Genomic DNA, 15550 nt, shown 5'->3' with positions numbered 1-15550 from the left:
TCGTCCTGAAACCGGGACCGGCTCGGCCGGGGTCAACCGGCCTGCAGGTTGTCGGCCACCGCCCGGACCAGGTTGGTGAGAGCCTCCTCGGCCAGCCGGCCGGCCTCCTGGCCGCCGCCGGCCAGATCGAGCCGGAGCCGGGCGCCGCCGGCGTCGACCGGCTGCACGGTCAGCTCCGCCGCCCAGTCCGTGTCCGGCGCGTCCCAGCGGGCCCGCAGCTGCGCGGTGTCGCCGTTGCGGAACGCGGACAGCAGCGGCTCGGGCAGCCAGGCGGCGGCCCGAGCCGGGTCGATCGCCGTGTTGAACACGACCTCGGGCGGGGCGGACATCCCCCGCTCGGCGTACGCCATCACGCGTCCCGCAGCCGGCTCGGGTCGACCTCCCGCCCGGGGTGCCGGGCGAGGTACTCGGTCTCCAGGTCGGCGGTACGTCGCAGGTGGTTGGCCAGCGCGGAGTCGGTGGCGTGCCGCAGCGTGTCCAGCCGGGTGCGGTGCAGGCTCTGCATCTCGCGGATGAGATCCGCGTCGGTCAGCTCGACCGGGTCGATGCCGAGCAGGTCTCCGTCGAGCGTCGGGGTCGCCACCCGGTCGTCGCCCCATTCGGGGATCCGCTGCTCGGGGCTCACCTCGGTGCCGCCGGCGGGAAATCCGTCCTGTCGTCCCGATGCCGTCATCTCGCGCCCCCTCGTGCGTCATGGGTTGGCATCTGTACGGTTGCCCACGCCGGCTGCGGCCAAACCATCGCCGCGACTACGACACGTCGTCGGAGAGTGGCGGTCGTGGCGGTACCCTCGTCGCATGAAGCGGCTCTGGACCCCGTCGTGGATAGCTCGCCACGTGGCCATGGTCGTGCTGGTGACGTCCTTCCTCGGACTCGGCTGGTGGCAGGTCAGCCGGGCCGCCGCGGGGAACGCCATCAGCTGGGGCTACGCCGTGGAGTGGCCCGTCTTCGCGGGATTCGTGGTGTTCGTCTGGTGGCGTGAGGTCAAGCACGCGCTGCGCGGGGCGCCCACCACCGGTGAGTCCCAAGCTCCGGCCCCGGGCACCGGCCCGGTGGCCACCGAGCAGGCCACCGCCGGTGCCGACCGGCCACGGCCCGCGGTCCGTCGGCCGGTACGTGTCACCCGGGTCGCCGTCGACGACGGCGGGGAGGACGCCGACCTGGCTGCCTACAACCGTTACCTGTCATGGTTGAACGCCAACCCGGGCGCGAAGCCCGAGGACTACCCCGGCTGAGCCGGCCCGGAAGGACGGACGACAAGTGCGCGCTGCCCTCACCCGCTACCGAGTGATCGCCTGGATCGTCGGTGTGGTGCTGATCCTGCTGGTCGTGATCGGCATGCCGCTGAAGTACGGCTTCGGCAACCCGGTCGTGGTGGAGACCGTGGGCCAGGCGCACGGCTTCCTGTACATGGTCTATCTGGTCGCCGCCTTCGATCTGTCCCGGCGGGCCAACTGGCCGCTCAAGCGCATGGTGCTGGTGATGCTGGCCGGCACCGTGCCGTTCCTCTCGTTCTGGGCCGAGCGCCGGGTGAGCTCCCTGGTCGTCGCCGAGCAGCGGGAGCGCGAGCAGGCCCCGGAACCGGTGGCCGGCTAGTCGGCACGCCGAGCGAGCGCCTGGCCGGCGAACGACCGACGCCGCCAGCCCGGGTCAGCGCTGCGGTCGCCACGGTTGCATGGTGGCGAACGGGTCGTCCCAGCCGCCGTAGCTGTTCATCTCCCGCGCCCGGCGCAACGCCCGGGTCACCTGGCCGAACTGCTGCTCGTCGTCGCTGCTGAACAGCAGTTCCTCCGCGTCTCCGCGTCGGCCCCACAGCTCGTGGGGCGGCGGACGCCACCGGTCGCCGGCGACGGCGAGCAGCACCGGCACCAGGAACACGGCGCCGAGCAGGAGGTACGCCCCGGCGGTGAGCCGTTGCAGCCCCCCGGTGAAGCCGAGCACCAGGCCGGCACCGACGATCATCGCTGTCGAGACCAGGACGGCGCGGACCGCGACCCGGTCGTGTGGTCCCCGGGTGGTGTGCAGGTGGGTCAGTTCGGCGATCCGCCAACTGGTGCTGCCGACGGTGAACCGGTCCGCCGTGACGATGATGCCTGGTCGGGCGTAGAGCAGCGCCGGTCCTCGGCCGGCGGCGTCGCGGGGTGAGCGAGACGTTCGCGTCGTCGTACCGTCAGGATCCACGGCCCCTCCCTTCACGCTCGGTGAGGCCGGGCCGGTCCCGTCCGCCTGCCCAATCGGATGCCGGCGGGGCGGGAATGTGCGGCCGTGCGATTCATTGTGTGCGTCATTCGCCACCTCCACCCGGCATGACGGTCAGCCGACCGGCGTCATGCGTCGAGAGCGACTCTTCCGGCATCGGATTAGATAACGGGACATATCGCTGCGAACGGAATGAGTTTCGCCTCAGCGTTCCCACCGGTCACGCCTTTCCCTGCGGATGACACCTGCCCCGTACTACCTTGGGCGGGTCGGCCCGGTCGGCCGCCGTCCATCCGGACGGCACCGGGTCGATGCCGCCGCCGGGCCTCAGCAGCCCGCCACGGCCTGGGAGAGGAGCAACCCGCTCTTGTCGCCCCTGATACACACGCTGCGCGCCCTGACGGTCGCCGCTTTCACGCTGGCGCTGGTGGCGCCCGCCACGGTGGCCCGGGCCGAGCCTTCGCCCGCCGAGCTGACCCGGCGGATCGAGAAGTCCTCCGCCGAGTTGGAACGGGTGGTGGAGGCCCACAACGAGCTACGCGAAAAGATCAAGGAGAACCGGGCCGCCGTGGATCGGCTGCGGGAGCGGATCGGCCCGCTCGAGCGGCAGGCCGCGCAGAGCCGGGCGGACGTCGGCGAAATGGCCGCCACCGCGTACCGGACCAGCAACCTCGGCACCGTTGACGCGCTGCTGCACGGCGGCGACCCGGTGTCGGTGCTCGACCGGCTCGGCACGCTGGACCACCTCACCCGGCAGCGCCAGGCGAGCATCGCCAGTTACACCACCGACCAGCAGCGGCTGCTCGGCGAGAAGACCCGGCTCGACGTGACGCTCGGCCAGCAGGCGGCGCGGTCCAAGGAACTGAGCGCGACGAAGCGACGGATCGAACGCGACCTGTCCAGGCTGTACGAGCTGCGCCGGCAGGCGTACGGCCGGGCCACCGAGCGTCCGGCCAACCGGTCGAACAGCGCCAAGGACGCGCCAGCCGTCTCCGGCCTGGCCGGCACCGCCGTCCGGTACGCCTACGGCGCGCTGGGCAAGCCGTACGCCTGGGGGCAGGACGGGCCGAACGGCTACGACTGCTCCGGGCTGACCTCGGCCGCCTGGCGGGCCGCGGGCAAGCAGCTGCCGCACAACACCCGGATGCAGTGGGGCGTGGTGGCACACATCAGCCGCAGCGAGCTACGCCCCGGTGACCTCGTCTTCTACCGCAGTCTCGGGCACGTGGCGATCTACGTGGGCGACGGGCAGGTCATTCACGCGCCGACCTTCGGGCGCAACGTGGAGAAGCGGAACGTGGATCTGCTGACGCCGTACGGCTACGGCCGGGTCCGCTGAGCCCTCCGGGCAGAGCGGCGAACGGTCGGCGTCCGATAGCGGGACGCCGGCCGTTCGCCGTCACTCAAATACCAGGTCAGGCCGCCTGTAGGCCCTCCGCACGGGCCAGCTCCCGGAGCCGGCCGAGCGCCTGGATCTCCAACTGCCGGATCCGCTCCCGGGACAGCGAGAACCGCGAAGCCACCTCGGTCAGCGAGTGCTCCCGGCCGTCCTCGAGCCCGTAGCGGGCCCGCATGATGCCGGCGGAGCGGTCGTCCAGGTGGTTGAGCAGCCCTTCGATCCGCTGCCGCTCCAGCCCGGTGAGAACGATGTCCTCCGGCGAGGGGGCGTCGCTGTCGGCGACCAGGTCGCCGAGCTTGGTGTCGCCGTCGTCGCCGACCGGCGTGTCCAGCGACACGGTGTCCTGCGACCAGCGGACCAGTTCCCTGACCCGCTCGACGGTCACCCCGAGGGCCGCCGCGATCTGCTCCGGCTCCGGGTCGCCGCCCAGCTCGCGGGTGAGCTGGCGGGTCACGTTGCGCATCCGGTTGACGTCCTCGACCAGGTGCACCGGCAGTCGTACGGTGCGCTCCTGCTGGGCGATGGCCCGGCTGATCGCCTGCCGGATCCACCAGGTCGCGTAGGTGGAGAACTTGTAGCCACGCTCGTAGTCGAACTTCTCCACCGCCCGGACCAGACCGGTGTTGCCCTCCTGGATCAGGTCCAGCATGGGCATGCCCGACCGGACGTAGCGCCGGGCGATCGACACGACCAGCCGTAGGTTGGCCCGGATGAACAGATCCTTGGCCTGCTCACCCTCGGCCACCAGCTGGGCCAGTTCCTGCGGGGTGGCGCCGTCGGGGACGCGATCCGCGCCGAGCAGGTGCTCGGCGTAGAGGCCCGCCTCGATGGCCTTGGAGAGGTCGACCTCCTTGGCGGCGTCCAGCAGTGGCGTCCGGGAGATCTCGTGCAGGTAGACTCCGACCAGGTCGCGCTCCTCGGCGACCTCATCAGTTCGCATACCGATGTTCTTGTCCACGTTGCCCACGGTCCCCTCGCTCGCGCCGGTTGCCCGGTTCCTAGCCGTCTCCACGCTCATCAGCCCTCCCCCGTAACCTCCGCTGTGCCCACCAGTGCTGGCACCTACACAACAGCTGAGACGTGTCGGGGATTCCATGTCATGGGTCGAAAGTGTCACGAATGCCTGATAATCAGCTGAGAGTGCGGTCCATGTTTGCTGTCAGCACCCTGCTCGCCCCGCGCTGACAGCCACCTCGTGAGGTCGACGGGTCGACGGATCGCCGGCCGTCCCATTTCCATGGCAACACTGCCTGGGCACGGGCACAGCGACCCGGGTCACCCACCGTGCTGCGATCCTGGTCACTGCCAGATACGCGTACGCGGACCGGATGGTTCATCCACGCCGGTGGTAATACCCCACGCCCAGATGAACAATCGACGGCCCGCTCCTATGCCCGCTCCGGGCAGGATGTGCCGCCGTCGCCGTACTAACGTGTCTTCATGGCAGATCGCAGTGTGCTGATAACCGGGGGCACGGGCGGGCTCGGCGCGGCGGTCAGCGCCGTGTTCGTCGAAGCGGGCTGGCGGGTGGTCGCACCACAGCGCCAACCGCCGACGGTGACCACCGACCCGGGCGCCAACGCGCCGGTCCGGCTCGTCGCGGACCTCACCGATCCGACCGACGCGGCGCGGGCGGCCGAGGTGGCCGCCGGCGACCCGGAGGCGCCGCTGCGCGCCGTGATCAACCTGGTCGGCGGGTACGCCAGCAGCGGCCTGGTGCACGAGACCCCGGTCGACGAGTTCGACCGGATGCTCACCCTCAACCTGCGCCCGACCCATCTGGTCACCCGGGCGGCGCTGCCGCACCTGGTCGCCGCCGGCGGGGGCGCGGTGGTCTGCGTGGCGGCCCGCGCCGCGCTCAACCCCTTTCCGGGCGTCGCCGGCTACGTCACCGCGAAGGCGGCGGTGCTCGCCTTCGCTTCCGCCGTGGCGGTGGAGTACAAGGCGACCGGCATACGCTGCAACACGGTCCTGCCCAGCGTCGTCGACACGCCGGCGAACCGGGCCGCCATGCCCGACGCCGACCACTCCCGGTGGGTCGATCCGGCCGAGATCGCGGCGGTGATCCGCTTTCTGGCCTCGGACGAGTCCGCGCCGACCAGCGGTGCCGCCGTGCCGGTCTACGGCCGGGCCTGAGCCGGGATCAGACCCGGCGACGCCGGGGCGGCGACCCGCGACCTGTCGCACCCCGGACGCCGGGCGGTCGATCCGTCGCCGGCCGCCAGCCAGCCGGCCAGATGCCCCTGGATCTCCCGGGCCACCTCCTGCACCGGCCGGGCGGCGTCGATCACCACGAAGGTGGGGTACTCGGGCAGGGTGCGGTAGGCGAGGTCGGCGGCCGTCAGGTAACCCAGGCTCTCGTGGTCGGTGCCGCGCCGCTCGATCCGTCGGTACGCCTCCGCCGGGTCCACCGCGAGCAGGAACGTCACCTGCGGTCGCGGAAAGAGGCGGTACGCGGCGCGGACCAGCCGTTCCCAGCGCTGTGCCCCGCCGTGTGCCCGCAGGCTGGCGTACTGGCAGGCGGCGTAGCGGTCCATCACCGCCACCCGACCGGTCAGCAGGCCGCCGAGCAACGCCATCGCGATGGCCAGCCAGCGCAGCACGGACTCCACCACGAGCATCCCGGTCCGCCCGAGCAGCGCCTGGGCGTCCGGCCGCCCCAGCCGGTACGCCGCCCGGCCCAACCAGCGCCGGCCGCCCGCGTTGCGATGGTAGGTGGCGGGATGCCCGGCCACGGTGAGCGCCTGGGCGAGTTGATGCGCCTGGGTGGTCTTGCCCGAACCGTCGATGCCGATCAGAGCCACCGTGCGGAGTCGGGGTCTGCTGCCTGCCGCGGCTGCCCGTACCGGCCGCCTGACTCGCGTTGATCTGGCCACTCCCGACAGGTTATCCGGCCCAGGCACGCGGACCGCGTGGTTGGTCCCGTTTGATGCCGTTCGCACCCTTGCGCGAGCGGCTCAGGTGTGGACGACCGGAATGCCGGGTACGGATCGGTCATCCACCCGGTGCCGAGTCGACGGGAGAGGCGAGATGGCCGAGCGGGACGACGAGACTCTCCTGCACACCCTGAAGAAGGTCGCCGCGGTGCTCAAGCAGGCCGACATCCCGTTCGCGCTCGGCGGCAGCTTCGCCGTCTACGCCCATGGCGGGCATTCCAGCGAACACGACGTCGACTTCCTGATCCGCGAGCCGGACGTGACGGCCGCGCTGGAGGCGCTGGTGGCGGCCGGTTTCACCGCCGAGCGGCCGCCGGAGGACTGGCTCGTCAAGGTCTACGACGGCGGCCGGATGGTGGACCTGATCCACCGACCGATCGAGACGCCGGTGACCGAGGAGACCTTCGCCGACACGGTGGTCCGCTCGGTCGACGCCATCCACATGCCGGTGCTGTCGGCAACCCAGCTGATGGTGCACAAGCTGCTCAGCTTCTCCCAGCACTACTGCGACTTCGCACGCGGGCTGCCGCTCGCCCGATCGTTGCGGGAGCAGATCGACTGGGAACGGGTACGCAAGGAAACGCAGCGCTCGCCGTATGCCGAGGCGTTCCTGGTGCTGCTGGACAGGCTGGACGTCGTGCCGCAACCGGGCATGGCCGACGGGAGGGGATTACCGTGACCAGGCACCGCGGCCTCGGCGCCGGGCCACCCGACGAGTACGTCGAGGCGGAGATTCACCGGCTGCTCACCGAAGATCCGGCCGTCGCCGAACAGGGCATCAGCGTGGTCCGCACCGAACGCGCCCTCGTGCTGTACGGCGAGGTCGAGAGCGCCCAGCGGCGGGACGAGATCCTGCGCCGGGTGTCCGAACGTTTCCCGGACGTGCCGATCACCAGCGATATCGGGGTGATCCGTAAACAGGCGCCCACGGAGATCGAGCAACTGCCCTGAGGGAGGTTCGATGGTTATCCGGATCGCCGCCGTGGGCGACGTGCATCTGGACGAGGACGTGGTCGGCCGGTTCCGGCCGGCATTGGAGGAAATGCCCGGCAATGCCGACGTACTGCTGCTCGCCGGCGACCTGACCCGGCACGGAACCGAGGTCGAGGCGCGCTGTGTGGCGCGGGAGTTCGGTGGGCTGGGCGTGCCGGTGGTCGCCGTCCTGGGCAACCACGATCACCAGTGCGACCAGGTGCCGCAGGTGGTCGGGGCGTTGGAGGAGGCCGGCATCGTCGTGCTGGAGGGCAACGGCGTGGTGCTGGACTCCCCCGGCGGCCGGCTCGGTGTGGCCGGGGTCAAGGGCTTCGGCGGCGGCTTCGCCGGCCGTTGCGCCAGCGACTTCGGTGAGCCGGAGATGAAGGCGTTCGTCCGCACCACGACCGAGAGCGCCGACCGGCTGGCCGAGGCGCTGCATTCGCTGGACTGCGACCTGCTGGTGGCGCTGACCCACTACTCGCCCGTGCCGGACACGCTCGCCGGCGAGCCGTTGGAGATCTACCCGTTCCTGGGCAGCTACCAGCTCGGCCAGGCGATCGACTCGGCGCCGACCGCGCTGGCCCTGCACGGACACGCACATCACGGCTCGGAACGGGGCACCACGCCCGGCGGAGTACGGGTTCGCAACGTGGCCCACCCGGTGATCAAGCAGGCGTACAGCATCTTCCATCTGGGCGATCACCTTGATCAGGCCCAGGTTTCCGGAATCGGGGCCGGGGGTATTCAGCAATCATGGAGCTGATTCTCTGGATTCTCGCAGTGGTACTGGTGGTCGCCGGCGTGCTCGCGCTGTTCCGCCGGCAGATTCTCTGGGGCATCGTCCTCATCGTGGTCGGGCTGTTGGTCGGCCCGGGTGGCGTCAGCATCTTCAATTGACGCGGCGGCGCAGGGCGCCGCAGCGCACCGGACCGCCGAGGTCGTCGTGACCGGAACTCCGTCCTCCCGACCGGAGTCACCGGACGCGGCGACCTCGGCGTGTCTGTCGGTCTCGCCGGAGCAGCCCACCCGCGAGGGCAGGTTTATCGTCCCCGCCCGCGGCGAACCCTGATCCCGTGCGGACAACCACGGAACACTCGCGACGGCGTACCGGCACGGCCCGACGGTGGTGGGGGCTGGCCGGATTCGTCGCGGCCGTGTTCGCCGCCGCCGCTGTCGGCAGCCTGGCCGCCTCGAACGCTGCGGCCAGGTACGCCAGCATCGAGCAGCCCACCTGGGCCCCGCCGCCCTGGCTGTTCGGGCCGGTCTGGACCGTGCTCTACGTGACGATCGCGCTGGCCGGCTGGCTGGCCTGGCGCCGGGTGGGGTTCAGCCCCGCGCTGGTCGCCTGGGTGGTGCAACTGGTGCTCAACGCCGCCTGGACCCCGCTCTTCTTCGCCGCCGGACGGTACGGGCTGGCCTTCGCCGAGGTCGTCCTGCTCTGGCTCGCGATCGGCGCGACCGTGCTGTTCTTCCGGCGCGTGAGCCGCCCCGCGGCGGCCCTCATGCTGCCCTACTGGGCCTGGGTCACCTTCGCCGCCGCGCTGAACTACTCCGTCTGGCAGCTGAACGGCTGACCGCGGATTCATCGCGGCCACCCGCGGCGGTGCTCAGCCGCAGCCAGCGGGTTTTCGGATTGTTACTCGGTCGTGTCCGTTCCGGGCTGGACCGCGCCGGATGCAAGCGCTTACATGTGGAAACGCCCATCGGACCGGCGCGCGGTCAACCGGATGCAACCCTGGCCAGCGCCGGCTAGGAAGGAGGACGGCATGGCGTTCCACGCCAGGCCACGCCAGGCCCTCGCGATCGCTGGCGCGATCGGGCTGGCGCTCGGCGCCACCGCGTGCGGCACCGGAAGCAACGACAACAGTGGCAAGAACAACGCCGGTGCCGCCGAGTGCGCTCCCTATGAGAAGTACCAGGGCCACGACGGCAAGAAGGTCACCATCTACTCGTCGATCCGGGAGATCGAGGCCGACCGGCTCGACCAGTCCTGGAAGCAGTTCGAGGAGTGCACCGGGATCGATATCAACCACGAAGGCAGTGGCGAGTTCGAGGCCCAGTTGCCCGTACGCGCCGACGGCGGCAACGCCCCGGACATCGCCTTCATCCCGCAGCCGGGTCTGCTCCAGCGGTTCGCCGAGCGCGGCCAGATCAAGGCGGCCAGCGCCGAGACCAAGGCGATGGCCGAGGAGAACTACCCGGCCGACTGGCTGAAGTACAGCACCGTCGGCGGCACCTTCTACGGTGCGCCGCTCGGGTCGAACGTGAAGTCGTTCGTCTGGTACTCGCCGAAGATGTTCCAGGAGAAGGGCTGGACCGTCCCGACCACCTGGGACGATATGATCAAGCTCAGTGACACGATCGCGGACAGCGGCGTCAAGCCGTGGTGCGCCGGCATCGAGTCCCAGGAGGCCACCGGCTGGCCGGCCACGGACTGGATCGAGGACGTGCTGCTGCGCACGCAGGGCCCCGAGGTCTACGACCAGTGGACCACCCACGAGATCCCGTTCAACGACCCGCGGGTCGTTGAGGCGGTGGACCGCGCCGGCACCATCCTGAAGAACGAGAAGTACGTCAACGGCGGCTTCGGCGGGGTACGCAGCATCGCCACCACCGCGTTCCAGGAGGCCGGCGTACCGATCACGCAGGGCAAGTGCGCGCTGCACCGGCAGGCGTCGTTCTACGCCAACCAGTGGCCGTCGGGCACCAGGGTGGCCGAGGACGGCGACGTCTTCGCGTTCTACTTCCCGGCCATCGACCCGGCCAAGGGCAAGCCGGTGCTCGGCGGCGGCGAGTTCGTGGTCGCCTTCAGCGACCGCCCGGAGGTGCAGGCGGTGCAGACCTACCTCGCCTCGGGTGAGCACGCCAACAGCCGCGCGAAGATCGGCGACTGGGTCTCGGCGAACAAGAAGCTCGACCTGGCCAACGTCGCCAACCCGATCGACAAGCTCTCCGTGCAGACCCTGCAGGACGAGAAGTCGGTCTTCCGGTTCGACGGTTCCGACCTGATGCCCGCCGCCGTCGGCGCCGGGACCTTCTGGAAGGGCATGGTCGACTGGATCAACGGCAAGGACACCGCCACCGTGCTCAAGGGCATCGAGGGCAGCTGGAAGTGAGTCCAGTGGTGGGCCGGTCCGCGCGCGCGGACCGGCCCACCGGCTCCGTTCCCTGGGAGGGTTGATGAATTTCGACTTCGCCGACCAGGCCCCGAAGCTCATGATGCTGCTGTGGGGGCTGGTCGCCTTCGCGGTGGTGGTCGGCGGTCTGATCGTCCTGCTCGACGCGGTACCGGCCTTCTTCGCCCGGCATCGCGAGGCGCAACTCGTCGCGGCGTCCGTCAGCGGCTCTCCGCCGCCTCGCCGAACCAAGCCCCGGGAGGGGCTGTTCGCGCTCTTCTTCCTGCTACCGACGGTGCTGCTGCTCCTGATCGGCCTGGTCGTCCCGGCGGTCCGGACCACCCTGCTGTCGTTCATGGACAGCGGCAGCCAGAACTGGGTCGGCCTGGACAACTACCGCTGGATGTTCGCCGAGGACGCGATCGTCCGGGTGCTGCTGAACACGCTGGTCTGGGTGACCCTGGTCCCGCTGGTGGCCACCGCCATGGGCCTGCTCTACGCCGTACTGGTCGACAAGGCCCGGCTGGAGTCGCTGGCGAAGTCGCTGATCTTCATGCCGTTGGCGATCTCGTTCGTCGGCGCCAGCATCATCTGGCGGTTCGTGTACGCCTACCGGGACGAGGACCAGGAACAGATCGGCCTGCTCAACCAGATCGTGGTCAGCCTCGGCGGCGCACCCCGGCAGTGGCTGCTCGACTCACCGCTGAACACGCTGCTGCTCATCGTGATCATGGTGTGGATCCAGGCCGGTTTCGCCATGGTGGTGCTCTCCGCCGCCATCAAGGCCATCCCGGCCGACATCGTCGAGGCGGCCCGCCTCGACGGAGTCAACCCGTGGCAGATGTTCCGGCAGATCACTCTGCCCAGCATCCGACCCGCGCTGATCGTGGTGGTGGTCACCATCTCGATCGCCACGCTGAAGGTCTTCGACATCGTCCGCACCGCGACCAACGGCAACTACGACACCAGCGTGATCGCCAACGAAATGTACAACCAGGCGTTCCGGTACGGCGAGAACGGGCAGGGCTCCGCGCTCGCGGTCTTCCTCTTCGTCCTGGTGGTACCGATCGTGATCTTCCAGATCCGCAACCTGCGTCGACAGCGCCGGGAGGGCTGAGATGACCACCACCACTCCCCCGGCTGCCATCGGCACCCAGGCCACCGAGCCGCGGTCCACCCGGGCCGCCCGGGTGGGCAGGCGACTGAACAGTCGCATCGCCACCCTGGTCGCGATCGTGATCGCGATCGTCTGGACCATCCCGACCTTCGGTCTGTTCGTCTCCTCCCTCCGACCGGAGGCGGAGATCAAGACCACCGGCTGGTGGAACTTCTTCAGCAACCCGGAATTCACCCTCGAGAACTACCAGGACGTGCTGTTCGGGCAGTCCTCCTCCTCCGGGCAGCTCGCCAACTACTTCATCAACTCGCTGGTGATCACCCTGCCGTCGGTGTTGTTCCCGCTCGCCTTCGCGTCCCTGGCCGCGTACGCGCTGGCGTGGATGAACTTCCGCGGCCGGGACTGGGTGTACATCGGCATCTTCGCGCTACAGATCGTGCCGCTGCAGATGGCCCTGGTGCCGCTGCTGAGCTTCTTCTCACGCGGACTCAGCCTGGGCGGCGTCACCCTGATGCCCGCCTGGAACCTCGACGGCGCGCAGAACTTCGCCCAGGTGTGGTTCGCGCACACCTGCTTCGCACTGCCGTTCGCCGTGTTCCTGCTGCACAACTTCATGTCGCAACTACCGAAGGACCTGATGGAGGCGGCCCGGGTCGACGGGGCCAGCCACCCCAGGATCTTCCGCACCATCGTTCTTCCCCTGATCGCGCCGGCCCTGGCCGCGTTCGGCATCTTCCAGTTCCTCTGGGTCTGGAACGACCTGCTGGTCGCGCTCATCTTCGCCGGTGGCAGCGAGGTCACCGCGCCACTCACCGTCCGCCTGGCCGAACTGGCCGGCACCCGGGGCAACGAGTGGCAACGGCTGACCGCCGGGGCGTTCGTCTCGATCGTCGTACCACTGCTCGTGTTCCTGTCCTTGCAGCGCTACTTCGTTCGGGGGCTGCTCACCGGCAGCGTCAAGGGTTGATCCCTCGTGGTGCCGCCGCCTGGGCGGCCCCCCCACGACGGGCGTGATCGGGGTTAGCGTGACGAAGATCGACGACGTCGCCCGGCTGGCCGGAGTCTCCACGGCCACCGTCTCCCGGGCGCTACGCGGACTGCCGACGGTGTCGGCAGCCACCCGCCGCCGGGTGCTGGCCGCGGCCGAGCAGTTGCAGTACGCCGTATCGCCGAGCGCGTCACGGCTGGCCGGCGGCCGGACCGGCAGTGTCGCCGTGGTGGTCCCCCGGATCACCCGATGGTTCTTCGGTGTGGTCGTCGAGGCGGTCGAGGACTTCCTCCACGAGGCCGGCTACGACCTGCTGCTGCACAACCTCGGCGGGCGGGAGCGGAACCGGCAGCGACTGGTGCGCACCGCCGCCCTGCAGAAGCGGGTGGACGCGATCATGCTGGTCGCCACCCCGCTGCGCGACGCGGAGATGAGCGCCCTGGCCGCGCTCGACCTGCCCGGGGTCACCATCAGCTCCGGGGCCGCGGTGCCGAGCTGGCCCTGCGTACGCATCGACGACGTCGCCGCGGCGCGGACCGCGACCCGGCATCTGCTGGACCTGGGCCACCGGCGGATCGCGCACATCTCCGGCGACCCCGACGACGAGCTCGCCTTCACCGCGCACCTGGACCGGCGGCGGGGCTATCAGGAGGCGCTGCGCGCGGCCGGACTGCGGCCGGACCCGGCTCTTGACGTGGAATCCGGCTTCGACATCGACGGCGGCACCCGGGCCACCGAGGAACTGCTGCGCCGCGGCGACCCGCCGACGGCCATCTTCGCCGCCTGCGACGAGATGGCGATGGGGGCGCTGACCGCGCTGCGCGACGCCGGCCTGCGGGTCCCGCAGGACGTCAGCGTGATCGGCATCGACGACCACGCGCTCTCCGGCGTGCTCGGCCTGAGCACCATCGCCCAGCCGGCGGCGGAGCAGGGCCGGCTCGCGGCGAAGATGCTGCTGGACCCGCTCGCCGGGCGGGGCGGCGGGACCGACATGGGCACGGTGATCCTGCCCACTCGGCTCGTTGTGCGTGAGTCGACCGCACCGGCGCGGGCACACTGAACGACAGCCACACCGTCGCCCGGCGGAGCTGCCGGCACGACCATGGGAGTACGCCCTGAACACCATCGCGACGCACCAGGAACAGGCCGCCGTCCCCGCCACCGGCTGGTGGACCGAGGCGGTGATCTACCAGATCTACCCGCGCTCGTTCGCCGACTCCGGCGGCGACGGCATCGGTGACCTGCCGGGCATCACCGCCCGCCTCGACCACCTGGTCGAGTTGGGCGTCGACGCGATCTGGCTCTCCCCGTTCTACCCCTCACCGCAGGCCGACGCCGGCTACGACGTGGCCGACTACCGCGACGTCGACCCCCTCTTCGGCACGCTCGCCGACGCCGACAACCTCATCGCCCAGGCTCGGGCCCGTAATCTGCGGGTCATCGTCGACCTGGTGCCCAACCACACCTCCAGCGCCCACCGGTGGTTCCAGGCCGCCCTGGCCGCCGGGCCGGGCAGCGCCGAACGGCAGCGCTACGTCTTCCGCGACGGTCGCGGGGCGGACGGCGCCGAGCCGCCCAACGACTGGCAGAGCGTCTTCGGCGGGCCGGCCTGGACCCGGGTCGCCGACGGGCAGTGGTACCTGCACCTGTTCGACCCCGGCCAGCCCGACCTGAACTGGGACGACCCCGAGGTGCGGGCGGAGTTCCTGGACGTGCTGCGGTTCTGGCTGGACCGCGGGGTGGACGGCTTCCGGGTCGACGTGGCACACGGCCTGATCAAGCAGGCCGACCTGGCCGACTGGCGGGAGCCGCAGGAGATCCTGTCCGGGCAGGAGGCGGAGAAACCCCGCCCGCCGATGTGGGACCAGGACGGCGTACACGAGATCTACCGGGAGTGGCGGCGGCTGCTGGACGGCTACCCCGGCGAGCGGATCCTGGTGGCCGAGGCCTGGGTGGAGCCGGCCGAGCGGCTGGCCCGGTACGTCCGCCCGGACGAGATGCACCAGGCGTTCAACTTCGAATACCTGCTCGCCTCCTGGACGGCCCCGGCCCAGTACGCCGTGATCACCCGGTCGTTGGAGGCCACCGATGCCGTCGGCGCCCCCACCACCTGGGTGCTGTCCAACCACGACGTGGTGCGGCACGCCTCCCGGCTCGGGCTGCCGATCGGCACCGCCCCCCGCCCCAACGGCATCGGCGTCGACGACGAGCAGCCGGACGCGGCCACCGGTCTGCGCCGCGCCCGGGCGGCCACCCTGCTGATGCTCGCCCTGCCCGGCTCGGCCTACCTCTACCAGGGTGAGGAGCTCGGCCTGCCGGAGCACACCACGCTGCCCGACGAGGCCCGCCAGGACCCCACCTGGGAGCGCAGCGGGCACACCCAGCGGGGCCGGGACGGCTGCCGGGTACCGATCCCGTGGGAGGCCGACGCCCCGTCGTACGGCTTCGGGCCGACCGACGCGAGCTGGCTGCCGCAGCCACCGATCTGGGCCGAGTACGCGCTGGACCGCCAGCGCGGGACGCCCGGCTCGACGTACGAGATGTACCGGACCGCGCTTCACCTGCGGCGTGAGCGCGGGCTGGGGCGGGGCACCCTGGAGTGGCTCGCCTCCGGCGACGAGGTGCTGGCGTTCCGCAACGGCAATCTGGTCGTACTGACCAACTTCGGTGCCGCCGCCGTACCGCCACCCGCCGGGAAACTGCTGCACAGCAGCGGCCCGCTCGACGAGTCCGGTCACGTCCCCACCGACACCACCGTCTGGGTCGAGGTGTAAGGAAGGGCCCCCTTTTAACGCCTGGTGTATAGCAGGGGCCCCTTAT

Annotated in this window: 19 protein-coding genes; 14 read left to right on the top strand and 5 right to left on the bottom strand. The window is 70.7% G+C overall.

All coding sequences use genetic code 11. From position 1 onward, the window contains the following. Positions 1-32 precede the first annotated feature (32 nt). Together IEY61_RS18015 and IEY61_RS18010 are read right to left on the bottom strand one after the other, a co-directional pair. Positions 33-350 carry a hypothetical protein gene (locus IEY61_RS18015; protein ID WP_189045840.1) on the bottom strand — a complete coding sequence of 106 codons (318 nt, stop codon included), beginning with the start codon at positions 348-350 and terminating at the stop codon, positions 33-35. Continuing rightward, the gene (locus tag IEY61_RS18010; RefSeq protein WP_189045838.1) at positions 350-673 is read right to left on the bottom strand and encodes a DUF6158 family protein; all 324 of its coding nucleotides are present in this window, start codon (positions 671-673) and stop codon (positions 350-352) included. The genes IEY61_RS18015 and IEY61_RS18010 overlap by 1 nt, the downstream gene beginning before the upstream one ends. Before the next feature lie 124 nt (positions 674-797). On the opposite strand from IEY61_RS18010, the gene IEY61_RS18005 reads away from it, so the two are divergent. Together IEY61_RS18005 and IEY61_RS18000 are read left to right on the top strand one after the other, a co-directional pair. Next, positions 798-1235 (top strand): hypothetical protein, encoded by a 438-nt coding sequence (locus IEY61_RS18005; protein ID WP_189045836.1) that lies wholly within the window; start codon positions 798-800, stop codon positions 1233-1235. Positions 1236-1260: 25 nt separating this feature from the next. Then, positions 1261-1596 carry a DUF3817 domain-containing protein gene (locus IEY61_RS18000; protein ID WP_189045833.1) on the top strand — a complete coding sequence of 112 codons (336 nt, stop codon included), beginning with the start codon at positions 1261-1263 and terminating at the stop codon, positions 1594-1596. 54 nt (positions 1597-1650) lie between these two features. Here the strand turns inward: IEY61_RS18000 and IEY61_RS17995 are convergent, their stop codons facing one another. After that, positions 1651-2181 (bottom strand): DUF6232 family protein, encoded by a 531-nt coding sequence (locus tag IEY61_RS17995; protein ID WP_189045831.1) that lies wholly within the window; start codon positions 2179-2181, stop codon positions 1651-1653. A 385-nt stretch (positions 2182-2566) separates the two neighbouring features. On the opposite strand from IEY61_RS17995, the gene IEY61_RS17990 reads away from it, so the two are divergent. Further along, positions 2567-3538: a C40 family peptidase gene (locus IEY61_RS17990; RefSeq protein WP_229706009.1), complete on the top strand. Its 972-nt coding sequence runs from the start codon at positions 2567-2569 to the stop codon at positions 3536-3538. A gap of 76 nt (positions 3539-3614) precedes the next feature. Here IEY61_RS17990 and IEY61_RS17985 read toward each other — a convergent pair whose 3' ends face one another. Beyond that, entirely contained in the window at positions 3615-4616 is a 1002-nt protein-coding gene (locus IEY61_RS17985; protein WP_189045827.1) for a sigma-70 family RNA polymerase sigma factor, read from the bottom strand. Positions 4617-5038: 422 nt separating this feature from the next. Here IEY61_RS17985 and IEY61_RS17980 point away from each other — a divergent pair, with 422 nt between their 5' ends. After that, on the top strand, positions 5039-5734 hold the full coding sequence (locus IEY61_RS17980) for an SDR family NAD(P)-dependent oxidoreductase (protein WP_189045825.1): 696 nt from the start codon (positions 5039-5041) through the stop codon (positions 5732-5734). On the opposite strand, the gene IEY61_RS17975 is transcribed toward IEY61_RS17980, so the two are convergent. Continuing rightward, a complete protein-coding gene (locus IEY61_RS17975; protein ID WP_373293173.1) occupies positions 5719-6474 on the bottom strand; it encodes a thymidylate kinase in 756 nt (251 codons plus the stop codon). The two genes, IEY61_RS17980 and IEY61_RS17975, sit on opposite strands and share 16 nt — an antisense overlap. A gap of 100 nt (positions 6475-6574) precedes the next feature. Here IEY61_RS17975 and IEY61_RS17970 point away from each other — a divergent pair, with 100 nt between their 5' ends. From IEY61_RS17970 to IEY61_RS17925, 10 genes are all read left to right on the top strand, one after another. Further along, a complete protein-coding gene (locus IEY61_RS17970) occupies positions 6575-7213 on the top strand; it encodes a nucleotidyltransferase (RefSeq protein WP_189045820.1) in 639 nt (212 codons plus the stop codon). Continuing rightward, entirely contained in the window at positions 7210-7485 is a 276-nt protein-coding gene (locus IEY61_RS17965) for a BON domain-containing protein (RefSeq protein ID WP_189045818.1), read from the top strand. The genes IEY61_RS17970 and IEY61_RS17965 overlap by 4 nt, the downstream gene beginning before the upstream one ends. 10 nt (positions 7486-7495) lie before the next feature. Continuing rightward, entirely contained in the window at positions 7496-8272 is a 777-nt protein-coding gene (locus IEY61_RS17960) for a metallophosphoesterase family protein (protein ID WP_189045816.1), read from the top strand. Continuing rightward, complete coding sequence (locus IEY61_RS17955) at positions 8263-8406, top strand: GPGG-motif small membrane protein (RefSeq protein WP_189045814.1); 144 nt, start codon at positions 8263-8265, stop codon at positions 8404-8406. Before IEY61_RS17960 ends, IEY61_RS17955 begins: the two co-directional genes overlap by 10 nt. 176 nt (positions 8407-8582) lie before the next feature. Continuing rightward, positions 8583-9083, top strand: a complete 501-nt coding sequence (locus IEY61_RS17950) for a TspO/MBR family protein (RefSeq protein WP_189045812.1) — start codon at positions 8583-8585, stop codon at positions 9081-9083. A 192-nt stretch (positions 9084-9275) separates the two neighbouring features. Next, positions 9276-10625 (top strand): ABC transporter substrate-binding protein, encoded by a 1350-nt coding sequence (locus IEY61_RS17945; RefSeq protein WP_189045810.1) that lies wholly within the window; start codon positions 9276-9278, stop codon positions 10623-10625. A 64-nt stretch (positions 10626-10689) separates the two neighbouring features. After that, positions 10690-11742: a carbohydrate ABC transporter permease gene (locus IEY61_RS17940; RefSeq protein ID WP_189045808.1), complete on the top strand. Its 1053-nt coding sequence runs from the start codon at positions 10690-10692 to the stop codon at positions 11740-11742. A 1-nt stretch (position 11743) separates the two neighbouring features. Continuing rightward, complete coding sequence (locus tag IEY61_RS17935; protein ID WP_189045806.1) at positions 11744-12709, top strand: carbohydrate ABC transporter permease; 966 nt, start codon at positions 11744-11746, stop codon at positions 12707-12709. Positions 12710-12767: 58 nt separating this feature from the next. Continuing rightward, on the top strand, positions 12768-13790 hold the full coding sequence (locus IEY61_RS17930; RefSeq protein ID WP_189045804.1) for a LacI family DNA-binding transcriptional regulator: 1023 nt from the start codon (positions 12768-12770) through the stop codon (positions 13788-13790). Positions 13791-13845: 55 nt separating this feature from the next. Then, a complete protein-coding gene (locus tag IEY61_RS17925; RefSeq protein ID WP_189045997.1) occupies positions 13846-15504 on the top strand; it encodes a glycoside hydrolase family 13 protein in 1659 nt (552 codons plus the stop codon). The last annotated feature ends 46 nt before the right edge of the window (positions 15505-15550 follow it).

Source organism: Micromonospora sonchi (assembly GCF_014646235.1).
GTDB classification, from domain to species: Bacteria; Actinomycetota; Actinomycetes; order Mycobacteriales; family Micromonosporaceae; genus Micromonospora; species Micromonospora sonchi.
This window is presented reverse-complemented; position numbering and strand designations above follow the sequence as displayed.

What these genes read in the sequence shown, in the direction of transcription:
- IEY61_RS18005 (WP_189045836.1), top strand. Translation starts at nt 798, where the DNA reads ATGAAGCGGCTCTGGACCCCGTCGTGGATAGCTCGCCACGTGGCCATG.
- IEY61_RS17935 (WP_189045806.1), top strand. Translation starts at nt 11,744, where the DNA reads ATGACCACCACCACTCCCCCGGCTGCCATCGGCACCCAGGCCACCGAG.
- IEY61_RS17970 (WP_189045820.1), top strand. Translation starts at nt 6,575, where the DNA reads ATGCCGGGTACGGATCGGTCATCCACCCGGTGCCGAGTCGACGGGAGA.
- IEY61_RS17985 (WP_189045827.1), bottom strand. Translation starts at nt 4,616, where the DNA reads ATGAGCGTGGAGACGGCTAGGAACCGGGCAACCGGCGCGAGCGAGGGG.
- IEY61_RS17955 (WP_189045814.1), top strand. Translation starts at nt 8,263, where the DNA reads ATGGAGCTGATTCTCTGGATTCTCGCAGTGGTACTGGTGGTCGCCGGC.
- IEY61_RS17945 (WP_189045810.1), top strand. Translation starts at nt 9,276, where the DNA reads ATGGCGTTCCACGCCAGGCCACGCCAGGCCCTCGCGATCGCTGGCGCG.
- IEY61_RS17960 (WP_189045816.1), top strand. Translation starts at nt 7,496, where the DNA reads ATGGTTATCCGGATCGCCGCCGTGGGCGACGTGCATCTGGACGAGGAC.
- IEY61_RS17980 (WP_189045825.1), top strand. Translation starts at nt 5,039, where the DNA reads ATGGCAGATCGCAGTGTGCTGATAACCGGGGGCACGGGCGGGCTCGGC.
- IEY61_RS18010 (WP_189045838.1), bottom strand. Translation starts at nt 673, where the DNA reads ATGACGGCATCGGGACGACAGGACGGATTTCCCGCCGGCGGCACCGAG.
- IEY61_RS18015 (WP_189045840.1), bottom strand. Translation starts at nt 350, where the DNA reads ATGGCGTACGCCGAGCGGGGGATGTCCGCCCCGCCCGAGGTCGTGTTC.
- IEY61_RS17940 (WP_189045808.1), top strand. Translation starts at nt 10,690, where the DNA reads ATGAATTTCGACTTCGCCGACCAGGCCCCGAAGCTCATGATGCTGCTG.